The following is a 15,194-nucleotide window of genomic DNA, read 5'->3' as shown; positions in this document are numbered from 1 at the left end:
GGGAAAAAAGGCGAACGCCTTTTTCTTCCCCGGATCTCATTTCCTCTTCCCCTTCCTTCTTTTCTCATGATTTTCACAGAAAACAGAAGCGTACCGAGAGCAGCCAGCGCTACAAAGGTAACTCTTCTTCACTTTTGCCGCTCTCGGATGCGCCTTTTCTAATCCACCATTGCAGAAGCGGCGGAACAATAAACATGACGAAAAATACGCGAAAAAGTTGATAGCCACTGACCATTGATAAATCGGCATGCACCATGCTGGCCGTTACGCCCATCTCGGCAATACCGCCCGGTGCGGTGCTTAAAAATGCCGTGGTTAATGTCATCGGAGTCCAAAGGGTAAGCAGAAAAGCCAGGAGCAGCGAGAAAAGTACAAGAAAGACGCTGCCAAGCACGGTATACAGTCCAAGCGCCCGTATGCTTTTTAATGTTTGTGGCTTCATCTGCAGTCCAATATGAGTACCAATAGCAAACTGGGACAACAGGACAAGTGTGTGGGGCAAATGCGGTGCTTCTCCGGCACCCACCATGATTACCGCTGCAGTGCCGAGCATCGGCCCGGTCAATGCGGCAGCCGGAAGCCCGATCCTCTTTCCTCCCCAGGCACCGGCTATCACCACTCCGGCATACAGCAAATATTGTTCCCATGAAGCAGGCATCCACGCCGTATCGGGCACAGCCCCTCCCGCTCCGCCTGATGACACCTGCCGTCCTAAGCCATGTACAGTTAAAAACGGCACGAAAAAAATGACCGCCAATACACGAATCGTTTGCATAAACGCCACCATTGTTGCATCTACTCGCTCTGTTTCTTCGCTTAGTACCAGCATTTGTGACAGTCCACCTGGCACACTGCCGAAAACCCCGCTGGCAATGTCTACTCCCAGCCGACGGGCAATAATCACTCCAAGCGATAAGCTAACCAGCACGGTCAGCACGGTAGATGCCAGCATAAAGGGAAGCTGCTGTATAATCTGCAACCCTGTCTCCCGTGTAAACGACGCACCCAGCATATATCCCAACAACAGAAGTGCTGTCTCCCGAAACGTGTACGGCCACATAAGCGTTCTGCGCGTTGCAAGACGCCAGACTGTTACCGCTGCTACCGGCCCGAGAATCCACGGCAGCGGCACACGCAGCACTGTAAAGAGCAGCGCACCGACAAGCGCCACCGCCGCCGCTTCCAGCACAGTAAAGTATGTATAATTTCTTTCCATGCTCCCTCCGCTCCTTTTTTATGATCCTACTTCCTTTCCATGATTTGCGCAAATAAAACCATCATGACCAATCAGCCGTAACCCCAACATGAAAATGACGGGAAGGGCGGCTGACTTTTGCGGTACGAAGGAATCGAGAGAAGAGAACGAGAGGATGATTTCAATGTGGAAAAAGGCGAACGCCTTTTCCTTCCTTGGATCTTTTTTCCTCATCCTCCCCTTCTTTCCTCATGATTTACATAGAAAAAGAACTGTATAGATTCTTTTCTACACAGTTCTTTACAATCATTTTTTTCTGTAATTTTTCTTTGTTTGTCAACAACCCCGTTTTAGGCTCTCCATTCAGCAGAAGAAATTAAAGTTTCATCTTCGTTAACAAGTCCTTTTTCATAAGCCTTTTCGATAATTCTGGCCACATTCTCATAAAGATTAGACTCATCAGGCCTAAATCTTAGTTGAGTTTGTATATGTTCTGAATGAAAACGGGAAATTTTTCTTGAATTTGAATTACTTGTAATTTTACAGTCAGCAATAATTTTTTTGAATTCATCAAAACTCATTGAGGATTGTCCCAGCTTTTTTCCGTTTTCCACGTTTTGTTTTACGCGAGCTACAATCGTTAACTGAGTGTATGCTTTGTATTCTGGGCTTTTAAATACCGAAATCGATCTTTGCATTGCTGCTGATTTTGATGAAATGTTTATCAAATCTTCACCTACTTCCTTATTTTGGGCAATCAGTTTATTTCCTGTTTTTCCTTCTTAGCTTTTTCTTCAAGCTCTTTAATTTTCTCTTCAGTTAAATGAATAGGAGGAACTGATGTGATTTCAGATTTATTTAAACTGTGTGTACTAACCGTAAAAGTATCGCCGGTTGTATATGTGCTAGGAATAATCTCTACACCAAATAGATTGTCATAAAATTGGTTGTTTGGTGGATAATAGTCTCGGGCCAAAGCTGTAAAAGTTCCGCTTGAAACATCGTTCAGGTAGAAGCCCATATATAATATTTTTCCATATACTATTCTGTCTGATCCACTTAAATACTCTCTATCAACCTCTACGAACTTATTAGTAACATCTACTCCGTTATTGAAAATAGAGAAGCTACCAAACTGCTCCGTTCCCTCTACATATATTGCGAAATAGCCAACCTCGCCAGTAAGAGGTTTATCAAGAGATAGTTTATTATCTACATATTCCCATTCGTAGTTTGCTCCATCTGAAGTTACGCCCAAAAATTGCACCTTTGTTAACTTTGGTGCTGGTCCTGCTTGTACAGCGGAGGTGTTATAAAGTAACGTTAGTATAAACAAAGCTGTGAATAGTGATAAAAAATTGTTTCTTCATCAGAATCTCCCCTTCGCTTATTTGTAAAAACATCCCAGTAATAATTATCGGAACAATTCTTCTATAAATTAGATTTTTCTTCCAAAAAAATTTTTTAGCTCAATACCTAAAAATGCGATTGAGGATATGAATAAAAAAACCCAAAGGGTGATGGGGGCGAGCTCGCTTGTCCTCTGAAGCGGGCAGTATATACTTCCTTGCGGGAGCGTACCGAAGTGACATGTTTCTCCCTTCTCTCGCCTCGTTCCTCTTTATGTATAAAAAGTTAAGCGCAGAGTTTGATATTGGGTTTTATTTTTCAGCAAATTGTAAACAAATGAGGTAAAATTGTAGTAAACCCTTCCCATGAAGAGGAGATGATTTTATGGCTTCTCCCGTACATACTATCGAATCACCTGCGCTCTGGACCAGGGATTTTATTTTCACGACACTGGCTAATTTATTTTTGTTCACAAGCTTTCAAATGTTGATTCCAACGCTGCCGGTTTATGTAGAGCAAAGTGGAGGCGATGAGCTTGCGGTTGGAGCGGTAATCGGAATTTTCACCGTGTTCGCTCTGCTGGCCCGCCCGTTCGCCGGCAAAGCGCTCGATACGCTTGGCCGCAGAATCGTTATGATGATCGGTTTGTTGATTTTCATTCTGGCTGTGGCCGGTTATTACTGGACAACAACCGTGTTTTTTATTTTAAGCCTGCGGGTTATCCATGGAGTTGGCTGGGGAATTACGACAACAACGTTCGGAACAGTGATTTCGGACATCATTCCGGCGCAGCGACGCGGAGAAGGAATGGGCTACTATGGCCTGTCAACTACGCTTGCGATGGCGCTGGCCCCTTTGTTCGGCATCTGGGTAATGGGAAAAGCCGGTTTTGGATGGCTGTTTTTCATCTCTGCACTGCTCGCAATCGCCAGCTTTCTCATCTCCCAGATTATCCGGTATCCTTCCCTGCCCGACTCCACAGAAACAGAAGTCTCTGAGGTCCGAAGTCGATTGGATGAATGGGTGGAAAAACGAGCGGTATTCCCTTCTTTTCTCGCTATGACGCTAGGTCTTACGTATGGCGGAATCGTAACATTTATTACACTGTTCGGCAAAGAAGTCGGCATTTCCAACGTAGGTTGGTTTTTTCTTGCTAATGCGGCTATGGTTATGATCGTCCGACCGATGGCGGGTAAGCTGTTCGACCGGCGGGGTCCGGTATGGATTCTTTTGCCCGGCGCCTTTTTTACAGTGGCAGGCCTTCTGCTGCTATCCTATTCTACCAACGTGCCTTCACTCGTACTTGCTTCCCTGTTCTACGGCGTTGGTTTTGGTGCCATTCAACCAACTCTGCAGGCCTGGACGATCAGCCGGGTTGCGGCAAACCGACGCGGTGCTGCTACCGGCACATTTTTCTCCGGCTTTGACTTAGGAATAGGCGCCGGGGCTATGGCACTCGGTGTAGTGGCCAAAGCAATGAGCTACGCGGCTATGTATCGTGTCTCTATTGTATTTATGGGAGTGTATCTCATTACCTATGTACTTTATCTGTTAAAACAAAAGGAACACCAAAAAAGCACGCGAGCATAAAAGCTACGTGCCTTCTATCATTTTTTAGCTTACTTTTTCAAATGGCGATCCATCTTAAAACCTGCCAGAAATTGCTCGGTCTCCTGAAAAACACGTTCAAGCTGGGAAGCAACAGTGCGGATTTCTTTCTGCGCCTGCTCTTCTTTGTGAAGCGTAACAAAATGGGCAAGTCCGTACATATTGGCATAGAACGGCAGGCGGCGCGCATTTGCGTGCAGCACCACATACGGAGCAATGCCATTAAGGTCCGTATCTGCAAGCTCATTGTACAGACAATGCGATTCATTGTGCATCGTTAGCAGAATGTCGAGTATTCGCTCGGCTGTCTGTGTGCCTGACGCTTCTGCCACTTCCTGCGGCAGCATCAAGCCATAACGGGTGTCCGGCAGTTGCAGCGAGAAGTCAAATGCCCGGTGACGGATGATTTGGTGGTGGCAGCCTTCAGAACACGTAACAGCAATATGCTTGCCATATGCCCGCATAATCCCGGGTAATTCGCTGAGCCTGGTCATCGCAGACAAATCTCCCAGTACCCTGTCCTCTGCACGGATACATTCAGACACAGGTGAAGCATCCGATATTGCAATGAACGGACCATTATAGACAGGCCGTGCTTCCCGCGCTTCCGCCCGCCGCCGATAAAATTCGCCGACACAGGAACGCTGATATAGCATGGCTTCCGTATGGCCAATGGAAGACGGAAGCACCTCGGTCGCATGCATACGAATTTTCTCCGCCACCTCTACTATCTCCCGGCTAAAGCCTTCATGCGCCAGCATTTCAGCAATCGCGTCCGAGATGGCACGCGCATTTCCTGTAACGGCCACATTGGATTTCGTGGCCAGCGGCAGGACAGTGCGCGCATTTTCGTATGCCAGCCTCTCGGCCACATCTTCTTTCATTTCCGGACTTTTCGCTTTGATTATTTCAAAGAAAAGCGGAACCAGTTCTTCATATTTTTTTAAGCATTGCTGTCCAAACGCGATGTAGCGTTCTTTCAATTCTGAATGCTTATCCAGTTCCACGGGAATGACAAAACCCTCCGGTTTATGGTAATGAAAGCTAAATTCCGTAAACGATAGCCATTTAGCTGCCTGGACGGTCTCCAGAATCTCGATACACCAGCGCGAGACACCCTCGATACAGAATTGGGCAAACGCATGCTCTTTTATGCTCGCATGTCCATACGCCATGCCCCATTTCTTCATCATTCCTTCCGTATGCGCCAGGGACTCCTTATACATCGAAATCATGTCTGTATCTGGAAGACACAGAACCCCCTTCTTGAGCAAGTCATACAAATTATCGCGAAAACTGCCTGGACTACGGCTCACCTTCGCAAAAACAGTGCCGACAACTTCAGCCGGTATATTTTTAATCGCATATACATTGTCTTCCGTGCTGGTTACATAGTTTGAAAGCTTCATCGTCTGCCTCACCTCATTCATCAATCCCGGCTGCTATAGGATCGTGTCGCACCGCACAATCATAATGGTTAATTCCTTGGAGAGATCAATTTCATAATACGGGTTAGCTTTGCTGCCGTCTTCATGCTTAATCACCCGCACTACAGGCCTTGCGGGCAGATTTCTATTATAGTCAACTACAATGCCGGTGGCTCCGTTGCTCAGTGTTACAGTTAACCCTACAGGATAAATGGAGACTGTCTTGCGGAACGCATCGACAATCGCCGGTTCAAAATGCGTACCCGTCCCTGCGAAAATAATCTCCATTGCATCATGAGGCAGCATCGCACCCCGATACACCCGATTGGTTGTCAGAGCATCAAACACATCACATACCGCCAGTAACCGCCCATATTTATGAATCTCCTCTCCTTTAAGACCACGTGGATAACCGGTACCGTCCAGCCGCTCATGATGCTGATAGGCACAGTGTGCGGCCAACAGCGGAATACCATGCTGCTGACGTAAATAATCGAAGCCGTATTCCGTATGCTTTTTCATTACGGCAAATTCATCGTCCGTCAATCGGCCCGGTTTATAGAGAATCTCTCCCGGAACCATTAATTTTCCGATATCATGCAGCATGGCGCCCATTCCAAGCTCAAGCAATTCTTTATCATTGTACCCCATCTCAATTCCAACTGCAGCGGCATAAATAGCCACATTCAACGAGTGGGCATATACATAATGATCCTGTATGTACATATCGCTCAACAATCCCAATGCTTTGCGATTACGCTTCAGGTCGCCGACAATGGAGTCGAATACATTACGGAAAGCATTAATTGTGGACGGAGAAAGACGTGATTTCCACTTCTGCTCAGCATGAACAATTTCAGAAAAACCTTGATAGATGACTTTTACCGCCGCCCGTCTCGTCTCCGAAGACACAGCTTCTTCCATCTCCAGATCTTCTGTCGCTTCGTCACGGATATATAGTGTATTAACCCCTTTTCGTTTAAGTCGTTCAATCATGCTATCGGTCAGTACCATATCTTTATTGAGCAGCACCGCCCCCTGATCCGTGCAAATCGGCTGCGCCAAAACCATACCGGCTTCGCAGCTTTGAATTGAGATTAATCGCATACTGGTTTAACTCCTCATCGTACTCTAGTCTCTTCTTCTCATTATACATAGAAAGACCTAGGAAATATATCGTATAATCGACCTAAAAAAAGAGCTTTCCAAAAGAAAGCTCCTTACAGCATTGCCAGTATTGCGTCCTTTCCTCTCATGCCGGGTACAATTCCCATCTCTTCCGCTGCGAAAGTCACCGACTCAAGCGGAGCTTCCAGCAACTGGTCAATCGTCCGTACTCCCAGTGCCCGCCCCGCAATAATGCCGCGGCTGGCAAGCCGTTCATTTAACAATCCTACATCAAGTGCTCCGCACATAATATACCCTTTCTCCGTCGTTACCATCAGCAGACTGGTTTTTGGCAGTTGAACCGAAATAGCGGTTACCTGATGACCATCCAGCATGAGCGGCTTCATTTCAATCATATTTTTAATCCTCCTTGCGCCTTTTCTTTATCCTTTACACAGTATGTAAACAGCACAGGCTGGGTGACACTCAATGATATCTCTGCTGTCGCGCGGTTTCCGGACGCGCCCCCCCAATCCCGTCTTCGGCCATTTTCACTCGCAGCGCCTCCATTAAATACAGGCCAAACATCTGATAAATTTCCGTCTCCTGCATCTCCTGAATCCATTGCACGAGCTCTTCTTTGCTCTGTCCATGCAGCAAGCTCATAACAATCGCTGTGACATCTTCTTCATCGCCCGTGAGTTTATCACGATACAGGTTGTAAATATCATTGACTAGCTTCATGAAACTACCCCTTTCACATCTGTATACTAATGCAGTTTTTTTCTAGTATGTCCCGATTTTGTCGCATGCCAGTGATTGCGTCTGGAATTCTTCAGCGCTTCTTCCAGAATAAAAAGCAGTTATGCCCCCGTCAGCTTCATCCGACATGGATTAATCGGGTGTGGACAAAGAGAAAGAAGGTCTTTACGCGTGACATCTCCCTTTTCCAGGGAGAACAAAAGCGTGCCTGAGTTCACAAGGCCAATTTCCTCATCTACCCGAGAACGCAGCCCTGCCGCCAACAAATTGGGAAGCGGCGATTCCTCTTCCCATGATACAGGAAGATCGTATTTTAAACAAATCATATCCCGTCTCATTCTTGCTCTACATCAATCCCTGCCAGAGCATCCGGACGGCAATTAACAATAGGACAAACCGCATAAGTCTCTCAAGCCCCTTGCCCGACAGCTTTCTTGATAGTGTGCTGCCTAATTTTCCGCCGATCCAGGCCCCCGGCGCTATAGCAATCACCGCGATCCATGCAATATGTCCAAGTGTAATATGGGTAATACTGCCGACAAGCGAAGATAACAGAATAACAAACATCGACGTGGCAGCGGCAACGTGCGGCGGAAACCGAAACAATACAAGCAGGAACGGGACAAGCAATGCTCCGCCACCGATGCCGAATACACTGGATAAAATGCCTACCAGCAATGAAATAGCGATGGCAAGCGGTTTAGAATATCCATATGTATGCACTTGCCCGCTTATATCCACATATGTTCTTGTGGTTTTCCACTGCTTATTCTTGCCCGGAGTAAATTTCGAACGGTATGTTAGAATCAAGAGCATAAACAGCATGAACAGCCCATAATACAAAGTAAACGAGTCTTTATCAAAATAGGCTGAGAGCCATGCTCCAATGACGGCGCCCGGTGCGCTGCCTATGAAAAATAAAAAAGCGCTTGAAAAATCCACCAGTTTCTGCTTGGCATAGCTAATGCTTGAAGACAGCGCTGTAATGATAATAAGCATCAACGAGGTGCCAATCGCCAGCTGAGGCGTAATCTCAGGCACGCCCGGAATGATACCCGATAAATAAAATAGCGCGGGCACAAGAATAATCCCTCCGCCCAACCCAAGCAAGCTACCGAACGTACCGGCAGCTATTCCAACCAGGGTAAGAATGAACCAACCCATCATTATCCACTCCAATATACCTGCTTACTTATTGTACTTTTTCTTATCATATCATACAAAAAACCCCCAAACGAATAGTTTGGGAGTTTTCGTGCTTACTACCGCTCGATTATCCGATTGAGCCTTCCATTTCAAACTGGATGAGGCGGTTCATCTCAACTGCATATTCCATCGGCAGCTCTTTCGTAAACGGCTCAATGAAACCCATGATGATCATCTGCGTAGCCTCATCTTCTTTTAAACCACGGCTCATCAGATAGAAGAGCTGTTCTTCACTTACCTTAGAAACAGTAGCTTCGTGCTCAAGCGTAATGTTGTTATTCAGAATCTCATTGTACGGAATCGTATCAGAAGTGGACAGCTTATCCAGGATAATTGTGTCACATTTTACGTTGGACTTGGAGCCTTCCGATTTGCGTCCGAAGTTGGCAAGTCCGCGGTATGTTACTTTACCACCATGTTTACTGATACTCTTCGATACGATAGTGGAGCTGCACTCCGGTGCAAGATGAATCATCTTCGCTCCTGCATCCTGATGCTGGCCTTTGCCTGCTACAGCAATGGAGATAACTACGCCTTTGGCACGAGGTCCTTTCATTACGACCGCCGGATATTTCATCGTCAGCTTACTTCCGATGTTGCCGTCGATCCATTCCATCGTCGCGTCCTCTTCAGCCACAGCACGCTTCGTAACCAGGTTATATACGTTGTTGGACCAGTTCTGGATTGTCGTGTAGCGGCAGCGTGCGCCCTTCTTCACGATAATCTCAACGACTGCGCTGTGCAGCGAGTCAGTGCTGTAAATCGGTGCTGTACAGCCTTCCACATAGTGGACGAAACTGTCTTCGTCGGCAATAATCAGTGTCCGCTCGAACTGTCCCATATTTTCAGAGTTAATGCGGAAGTATGCCTGCAGCGGCGTTTCGCATTTTACGCCTTTCGGTACGTAGATAAAGCTTCCCCCGGACCATACCGCGCTGTTCAAGGCCGCAAACTTATTATCTGACGGCGGAATGACCGTGCTGAAATATTCTTTTACAATCTCCGGATGCTCACGCACGGCAGTATCCATGTCACAGAAGATAACACCCATTTCTTCGAGATCCTGCTGCATGTTGTGATAAACAACTTCGGACTCATACTGTGCGGATACACCGGCCAGGAATTTCTGCTCGGCTTCCGGAATGCGGAGACGATCGAACGTATTCTTAATCTCTTCCGGTACTTCGTCCCAGCTGCGTCCCGTCTTCTCGGACGGCTTGACATAATAGGTGATGCTGTTGAAGTCCAGCTCCGTCAAATCGCCGCCCCATGTTGGCATAGGCATGCTCTGGAAGAGTTCCAGTGATTTCAGGCGAAAATCGAGCATCCATTGCTCTTCGCCTTTTATACGGGAAATTTCTTCGACGATTTCTTTCGTCAATCCTTTTTTCGCCCGAAAAACCGAAATGTCTTTATCATGAAACCCATACTGGTACTCTGACAATTCAGGTGCTTTTTTGCTCATTTTATTTCCTCCTTGCTAAGGCGTTCTACGCCTCCTCATGTTTAGGCTGCTCGCGGAGGCCTTTCTCCATGGCTTTCCATGCGAGAGTAGCACACTTAATACGGGCCGGAAACTTGCTTACGCCTTGCAGCGCTTCGATATCACCCAGGTCCGCCTCTTCAATCTCTTCTTCGGAGGCTTCCCCTTTCATCATCCGGGAGAACAAATCGGCTATCGTCAATGCTTCGTCCACTTCGAGTCCTTTGACAGCTTCCGTCATCATCGAAGCGGAAGACATGCTGATCGAACAGCCTTCTCCGGTAAAACGAGCGTCGGCGACTTTTCCGTCTTCCACTTTCAACTGTAGTTTAATGCGGTCGCCGCAAGTCGGGTTGTTCATGTTTACCGTCAATGCGTCATCTTCGAACTCCCCGCGGTTGCGGGGCTTCTGATAATGATCCATGATGACTCTGCGGTACAAATCATCAAGAGAAGACATTGCCGAAATACTCCTTTGTTTTAATAAGTGCTTTCACTAATGCATCTATATCTTCTTCCGTGTTGTACAAATAGAAGCTGGCACGTGCTGTTGACGATACTTTCAGCCATTTCATCAACGGCTGACAGCAGTGGTGTCCTGCACGAATTGCGATGCCTTCCGTATCAAGTACGGTGGCAATATCGTGCGGATGCGCCTCATTCATTGTGAATGTAACCAGCCCGCTCCGCTCTTCGGGACCGTAAATCTTCAGTCCCTCGATTTCGCGCAGTTGCTCCATCGCATACGTTACAAGTTTGCGTTCATGATCGCGAATAGCATCCAGGCCGATGGATTCCACGAAGTCAATCGCCGCGCCAAGACCGATTGCACCCGCGATAATCGGCGTGCCACCTTCAAACTTCCACGGAAGTTCTTTCCACGTTGAATCGTACAAGTCAACAAAATCAATCATTTCTCCGCCATATTCTACCGGCTCCATTTTCTCAAGCAGGCGACGCTTACCGTACAGAACCCCAATGCCTGTCGGTCCCGCCATTTTGTGGCCCGAGAAAGCGAAGAAGTCACAATCTAACTCCTGAACATCCACCTTCAGATGGGGTGCTGCCTGCGCACCGTCGACAACCATCACGCCACCGTGGCGGTGCACGATCTGCGCCACTTCTTTCACCGGATTGATCGAGCCAAGAACATTGGATACATAGCCCATAGCCACTAGCTTCGTGTTCGGTGTAATGGTTTGCTCGGCCGCTTCTACGGTAATCGTACCGTCTTCGGCAAGCGGAATGAACTTGAGCGTTGCTCCAGTCAGTTTAGCAATTTGCTGCCACGGAATGAAATTGCTATGGTGCTCTACTTCCGTGATGACAATCTCGTCTCCCTCACCGATAAAGTTACGGGCATAACCGTGCGCTACAAAGTTCAGGGAAGTCGTCGTCCCCCGCGTGAAGATAACCTCCGCGGTTTCTTTTGCATTAATGAATGTACGGACTTTTTCACGAGCTCCTTCATATCCATCCGTTGCAAGCGTTCCGAGGGTGTGAACGCCACGGTGAACGTTGGAATTGTACTCCCGGTAATAACGGTCGACCGCTTCGATAACCTGAACGGGCTTCTGCGAAGTTGCTGCGCTGTCCAGGTATACCAGAGGATGGCCGTTTACCTTCTGGTTAAGGATCGGGAAAAGTTCGCGAATTTCTTTTGCATTCATCGGGATAACTTACCTTCAATCGCCGCGCTCAGGCGTTTTTTCATACCCTCGATTAGCAAATTGTCCAGCACAGGCGCCAGGAAGCCATTGATAATCAAACGTTCTGCTTCCTTACGCTTTACGCCGCGGGACATCATGTAGTACAGCTGAAGCGGGCTGATCGGCCCAACGGATGCCGCATGCCCTGCCATGACATCATCTTCATCGATAAGGAGAATTGGGTTTGCATCGCCACGTGCGCGTTCTCCAATCATTAAGATATTTTCCGCCTGCTCTCCGTTGGCTTTCTGTGCCCCCTTCTTCATTTCGGTAATTCCGTTGAAGATAGCGGTCGCTTCATCCAGCATAACGCCGCGGGACAGGATGTTGCTTTCGGTATGAGTACCGATATGCACGACGCGAGAGACAAAATTCTCCTTTTGACTTCCATTTGCAATGGCAACGGATTTTACGTCAGCAGATGAACCGTTTCCGTTCAGGATGGTCGTCGTGTTAGCAATCGTATTGCCGTGGTTCATATCGCCCAGCAACCATTCAATACGCGCATCGTTTTCTGTCACGCCCCGGCGGTACGTATAATCTGTTACCTGTTCAGAGAGGGACCGGACAGAAGCATACTGCACTTTGGCGCCACCCTGTACAAATACTTCGACCATACCGTTTACAACAACAGGCTGCTTATAGTCCGCTCCTATCACATTTTCCACAACTGTAACCTTACTGTTGGCATCAGCTACAATTAGCGTGTGCGGAAGCAACGCAATTTCTTCATCAGCGCCCCATACTACTGTTTGAAGCGGTTCTTTCACTTCGACATTTTTTGGCACATACACGAAGAAACCACCATTCCAGAACGCCTGATGCAGCGCCGTTACTTTGTGTTTTTCAATACCGCATTGGAATAAATACTTTTTTACGAGTTCGCCATGCTCTTGCACCGCCTGGGATAGCGGCATAAACAGTACGCCTTGTTCTTTCAGAGAAGCGTTAATCCCCGCATATACTATGCTGGAGTGCTTCTGCACAATGATATTGTCGTTACCCGCATCAAGCAGGTCCTTAATCTCCTGCGGCAGCTCTTCTATCGAAGAAAGCCTTGCTTCCTCTTTATACGGGATAAAACTATCGATGTTCCATTTATCAATTTTCGTCTTTTCCAGCTTCGGCAGCGGAAGTTGCTGGTAGCCCTCGAATCCTTCCCGGCGGAGCTGTGTCAGCCATTCCGGTTCGCCCTGAGAGAAGCGGGCCACCGCTTCCTGGTCGAATCGCACATTCGCTTCTACGCTCATTACTGTCATTCCCCCTAACCCTAGCTTTCTGCGCCTACAGTTTCGTCCTGAATACCAAGCTCTTCTTTAATCCAGTCGTATCCGTTCTCTTCAAGTTTCAGAGCCAGTTCCGGTCCGCCTGACTTCACGATGCGTCCCTGCATCATAACATGGACAAAATCAGGCTTGATGTAGTTCAGCAGACGCTGGTAGTGCGTAATCATAAGCACACCCATATCCGGGCTGCGCAGTTCGTTTACGCCGCGCGCTACGATTTTCAGCGCATCAATGTCAAGGCCGGAGTCAATTTCATCAAGAATCGCAATACTGGGCTTCAGCATCATCATCTGGAGAATTTCATTTCGCTTCTTCTCCCCGCCGGAGAAGCCTTCGTTCACATAACGGTGAGAGAAAGCCTGGTCCATCTCCAGCACTTCCATTTGCTTTTCCATTTGACGGATGAATTTAATGAGCGAAATCTCCTTGCCTTCTTCCTGACGGGCATTTAGTGCACTGCGCAGAAAATCGGCATTCGTTACGCCACTGATCTCGCTCGGGTACTGCATCGCAAGGAACAGCCCTTTACGCGCGCGCTCGTCCACTTCCATCTCAAGTACGTCCTCGCCGTTCAACGTCACTGAACCACCGGTCACTTCATATTTAGGATGACCCATAATGGCGGAAGCAAGCGTGGATTTCCCCGTTCCGTTCGGACCCATGATGGCGTGTACCTCCCCGCCCTTGATCTCCAAGTTTAGGCCCTTTAAAATTTGTTTATCTTCGATCGCAACGGTTAGGTCTTTTATTTGTAAATGCGGTGTTCCTGCCATGAGTAAATTCCCTCCATCCAACTTTTATCAACTTCAAAACATGACGTGCAATTGTCACGAATTAGAAACGATTTGTGTTCAATCCTCTTTTATAATATAGTATATCATAGTTGTAAATCAAGGAAAGACCTATATACATATTTTTTAAACAAATTTGTTTCGAAAGTGTCCTTTCTTGCCCTCCTCTAGGATACCCAATCTTAACGAAACTATAAATAAATATACTTCTATATAAAACAAAGATGGGAACGAAAAAAAGAAAGCTCTCTGTTTTCGCTCCTTACCTTCATACTACTATGCCTTTTTGGCCCGGCTTGCGATAAATTCCGCTTTGCGAGCAAACTGAAGCAGCGCTTTTTCTCCTGCTCCTTTTATCGTCACATATGCCGGCTGCCCGTCCACTTCTCTCATTTGAATCGATACGCTCTGCCGCTGGTAATGAACCTTAATAATGTCTTCGGCATTAATATTCACGAATGGAAACCCCTGCGAAGCGAATCCCATAAAGATGCTTTTGCTGTATACGATAACATCCATCTCGGTTGTGTGTACGTTATCGTTATGTACAACTTCCTTTACTTTTCCCTGCCAGAGCGGCACATCGAAATGCTGCGGTCCAATGCTTACAACATCACTTTTGCCCGGTTTTCTTCTGGTTAGCGCAAAGAAAGCCAGAATAAACAGCATAACCGAAATCGACATCGCCGCGCTGACATACATGATCGCCTCTTTCATGTCCATCTCCTCACTCTGTCCCTTTTGCCTTTAATCTTAGCACTTTTCTATCTTACGATGGCAGTGGACGCCAATTTGTAACTTTCTTTTTTCTTTCTTTAAAGGTCTCCGGAAAAAGCCGTACCATTCACCTGAATTTTTTGTATAATGTAGGCAAGGAATTTCGGAAAAACGGGGTGATATAATGGAGTTTTTCTGTCCTCCCTGTCAAAAGATCATCGACGATTCCCACCCTCTTTGCCACAAGGCGCAGGCCTGGTTCCACGAAGCGGACGGCAAGAAACTTTGGCGCATCCGCCAGCTCAATCAATATGCGTACCAGTACGTTACAGACGAAGAATATGCCCATCTGTATGTCGGAAACCCTATTGTTTTATCAGAGGCACGCTGCTGGAGCCGCTTTGACGGCAGATCCTGTACCGGGATCGACTCACGCGGCGAACGCACTTCGATTTTTGAATAAGCTCATGAGAAAAACTCGCGGGCGTGGCCGCTCGCGAGTTTTTCTTCGCTTATGAATGGAAGGAAAGGGAAAGAGGAAATGAGATCCAGG

The 15,194-nt window shown here is 47.2% G+C and carries 18 protein-coding genes; 2 read left to right on the top strand and 16 right to left on the bottom strand.

All coding sequences use genetic code 11. From position 1 onward, the window contains the following. Window positions 1–109 precede the first annotated feature (109 nt). The 4 genes from B2899_RS00120 to B2899_RS00105 form a co-directional block, all read right to left on the bottom strand. Window positions 110–1,216, bottom strand: a complete 1,107-nt coding sequence (locus B2899_RS00120) for an AbrB family transcriptional regulator (protein WP_286883132.1) — start codon at window positions 1,214–1,216, stop codon at window positions 110–112. A gap of 18 nt (window positions 1,217–1,234) precedes the next feature. Further along, window positions 1,235–1,429 carry a hypothetical protein gene (locus B2899_RS00115; RefSeq protein ID WP_146808633.1) on the bottom strand — a complete coding sequence of 65 codons (195 nt, stop codon included), beginning with the start codon at window positions 1,427–1,429 and terminating at the stop codon, window positions 1,235–1,237. A gap of 116 nt (window positions 1,430–1,545) precedes the next feature. Continuing rightward, window positions 1,546–1,923, bottom strand: a complete 378-nt coding sequence (locus B2899_RS00110) for a hypothetical protein (RefSeq protein WP_286883131.1) — start codon at window positions 1,921–1,923, stop codon at window positions 1,546–1,548. A 29-nt stretch (window positions 1,924–1,952) separates the two neighbouring features. Continuing rightward, complete coding sequence (locus tag B2899_RS00105; RefSeq protein ID WP_286883130.1) at window positions 1,953–2,453, bottom strand: hypothetical protein; 501 nt, start codon at window positions 2,451–2,453, stop codon at window positions 1,953–1,955. 476 nt (window positions 2,454–2,929) lie between these two features. Here B2899_RS00105 and B2899_RS00100 point away from each other — a divergent pair, with 476 nt between their 5' ends. Beyond that, on the top strand, window positions 2,930–4,135 hold the full coding sequence (locus B2899_RS00100) for an MFS transporter (RefSeq protein WP_146808636.1): 1,206 nt from the start codon (window positions 2,930–2,932) through the stop codon (window positions 4,133–4,135). A 29-nt stretch (window positions 4,136–4,164) separates the two neighbouring features. Here the strand turns inward: B2899_RS00100 and B2899_RS00095 are convergent, their stop codons facing one another. From B2899_RS00095 to B2899_RS00040, 12 genes are all read right to left on the bottom strand, one after another. Then, window positions 4,165–5,562: an FAD-dependent thymidylate synthase gene (locus B2899_RS00095; RefSeq protein ID WP_286883128.1), complete on the bottom strand. Its 1,398-nt coding sequence runs from the start codon at window positions 5,560–5,562 to the stop codon at window positions 4,165–4,167. Window positions 5,563–5,595: 33 nt separating this feature from the next. Beyond that, window positions 5,596–6,687 carry an HD-GYP domain-containing protein gene (locus tag B2899_RS00090; protein ID WP_146808638.1) on the bottom strand — a complete coding sequence of 364 codons (1,092 nt, stop codon included), beginning with the start codon at window positions 6,685–6,687 and terminating at the stop codon, window positions 5,596–5,598. A 113-nt stretch (window positions 6,688–6,800) separates the two neighbouring features. Beyond that, a complete protein-coding gene (locus B2899_RS00085) occupies window positions 6,801–7,103 on the bottom strand; it encodes a YunC family protein (protein ID WP_146808639.1) in 303 nt (100 codons plus the stop codon). A gap of 70 nt (window positions 7,104–7,173) precedes the next feature. Then, window positions 7,174–7,431 carry a DUF6154 family protein gene (locus B2899_RS00080; RefSeq protein WP_146808640.1) on the bottom strand — a complete coding sequence of 86 codons (258 nt, stop codon included), beginning with the start codon at window positions 7,429–7,431 and terminating at the stop codon, window positions 7,174–7,176. A 119-nt stretch (window positions 7,432–7,550) separates the two neighbouring features. Next, window positions 7,551–7,775: a 5'-nucleotidase C-terminal domain-containing protein gene (locus B2899_RS00075; protein WP_286883124.1), complete on the bottom strand. Its 225-nt coding sequence runs from the start codon at window positions 7,773–7,775 to the stop codon at window positions 7,551–7,553. A 19-nt stretch (window positions 7,776–7,794) separates the two neighbouring features. Further along, complete coding sequence (locus B2899_RS00070; protein WP_286883122.1) at window positions 7,795–8,616, bottom strand: sulfite exporter TauE/SafE family protein; 822 nt, start codon at window positions 8,614–8,616, stop codon at window positions 7,795–7,797. A gap of 106 nt (window positions 8,617–8,722) precedes the next feature. Further along, a complete protein-coding gene (gene sufB / locus B2899_RS00065) occupies window positions 8,723–10,120 on the bottom strand; it encodes a Fe-S cluster assembly protein SufB (protein WP_286883120.1) in 1,398 nt (465 codons plus the stop codon). A gap of 25 nt (window positions 10,121–10,145) precedes the next feature. Continuing rightward, the gene (sufU, locus tag B2899_RS00060) at window positions 10,146–10,598 is read right to left on the bottom strand and encodes a Fe-S cluster assembly sulfur transfer protein SufU (RefSeq protein ID WP_146808643.1); all 453 of its coding nucleotides are present in this window, start codon (window positions 10,596–10,598) and stop codon (window positions 10,146–10,148) included. After that, window positions 10,585–11,808 (bottom strand): cysteine desulfurase, encoded by a 1,224-nt coding sequence (locus B2899_RS00055; protein WP_286883117.1) that lies wholly within the window; start codon window positions 11,806–11,808, stop codon window positions 10,585–10,587. The genes sufU and B2899_RS00055 overlap by 14 nt, the downstream gene beginning before the upstream one ends. Then, a complete protein-coding gene (sufD, locus tag B2899_RS00050; RefSeq protein ID WP_146808645.1) occupies window positions 11,805–13,097 on the bottom strand; it encodes a Fe-S cluster assembly protein SufD in 1,293 nt (430 codons plus the stop codon). The genes B2899_RS00055 and sufD overlap by 4 nt, the downstream gene beginning before the upstream one ends. A 20-nt stretch (window positions 13,098–13,117) precedes the next feature. Beyond that, window positions 13,118–13,906 (bottom strand): Fe-S cluster assembly ATPase SufC, encoded by a 789-nt coding sequence (gene sufC, locus B2899_RS00045; RefSeq protein ID WP_146808646.1) that lies wholly within the window; start codon window positions 13,904–13,906, stop codon window positions 13,118–13,120. A 294-nt stretch (window positions 13,907–14,200) separates the two neighbouring features. After that, the gene (locus B2899_RS00040; RefSeq protein ID WP_286883113.1) at window positions 14,201–14,641 is read right to left on the bottom strand and encodes a hypothetical protein; all 441 of its coding nucleotides are present in this window, start codon (window positions 14,639–14,641) and stop codon (window positions 14,201–14,203) included. Between the two features lie 184 nt (window positions 14,642–14,825). Here B2899_RS00040 and B2899_RS00035 point away from each other — a divergent pair, with 184 nt between their 5' ends. Then, window positions 14,826–15,104, top strand: a complete 279-nt coding sequence (locus tag B2899_RS00035; protein WP_146808648.1) for a hypothetical protein — start codon at window positions 14,826–14,828, stop codon at window positions 15,102–15,104. The last annotated feature ends 90 nt before the right edge of the window (window positions 15,105–15,194 follow it).

Source organism: Aneurinibacillus sp. UBA3580 (assembly GCF_002375825.1).
GTDB lineage: Bacteria > Bacillota > Bacilli > Aneurinibacillales > Aneurinibacillaceae > Aneurinibacillus > Aneurinibacillus danicus.
The sequence above is the reverse complement of the archived record's forward strand: the minus strand, read 5'-3'. Positions and strand labels throughout refer to the sequence as shown.

Excerpts from the sequence above, each read along its gene's own strand:
- B2899_RS00120 (WP_286883132.1), bottom strand. The coding sequence starts at position 1,216 with ATGGAAAGAAATTATACATACTTTACTGTGCTGGAAGCGGCGGCGGTG.
- B2899_RS00085 (WP_146808639.1), bottom strand. The coding sequence starts at position 7,103 with ATGATTGAAATGAAGCCGCTCATGCTGGATGGTCATCAGGTAACCGCT.
- B2899_RS00070 (WP_286883122.1), bottom strand. The coding sequence starts at position 8,616 with ATGATGGGTTGGTTCATTCTTACCCTGGTTGGAATAGCTGCCGGTACG.
- sufU (WP_146808643.1), bottom strand. The coding sequence starts at position 10,598 with ATGTCTTCTCTTGATGATTTGTACCGCAGAGTCATCATGGATCATTAT.
- B2899_RS00100 (WP_146808636.1), top strand. The coding sequence starts at position 2,930 with ATGGCTTCTCCCGTACATACTATCGAATCACCTGCGCTCTGGACCAGG.
- B2899_RS00075 (WP_286883124.1), bottom strand. The coding sequence starts at position 7,775 with ATGATTTGTTTAAAATACGATCTTCCTGTATCATGGGAAGAGGAATCG.
- B2899_RS00035 (WP_146808648.1), top strand. The coding sequence starts at position 14,826 with ATGGAGTTTTTCTGTCCTCCCTGTCAAAAGATCATCGACGATTCCCAC.
- B2899_RS00090 (WP_146808638.1), bottom strand. The coding sequence starts at position 6,687 with ATGCGATTAATCTCAATTCAAAGCTGCGAAGCCGGTATGGTTTTGGCG.
- B2899_RS00040 (WP_286883113.1), bottom strand. The coding sequence starts at position 14,641 with ATGAAAGAGGCGATCATGTATGTCAGCGCGGCGATGTCGATTTCGGTT.
- B2899_RS00095 (WP_286883128.1), bottom strand. The coding sequence starts at position 5,562 with ATGAAGCTTTCAAACTATGTAACCAGCACGGAAGACAATGTATATGCG.
- sufC (WP_146808646.1), bottom strand. The coding sequence starts at position 13,906 with ATGGCAGGAACACCGCATTTACAAATAAAAGACCTAACCGTTGCGATC.
- B2899_RS00080 (WP_146808640.1), bottom strand. The coding sequence starts at position 7,431 with ATGAAGCTAGTCAATGATATTTACAACCTGTATCGTGATAAACTCACG.
- B2899_RS00115 (WP_146808633.1), bottom strand. The coding sequence starts at position 1,429 with ATGAGGAAAAAAGATCCAAGGAAGGAAAAGGCGTTCGCCTTTTTCCAC.
- B2899_RS00055 (WP_286883117.1), bottom strand. The coding sequence starts at position 11,808 with ATGAATGCAAAAGAAATTCGCGAACTTTTCCCGATCCTTAACCAGAAG.
- sufB (WP_286883120.1), bottom strand. The coding sequence starts at position 10,120 with ATGAGCAAAAAAGCACCTGAATTGTCAGAGTACCAGTATGGGTTTCAT.
- sufD (WP_146808645.1), bottom strand. The coding sequence starts at position 13,097 with ATGAGCGTAGAAGCGAATGTGCGATTCGACCAGGAAGCGGTGGCCCGC.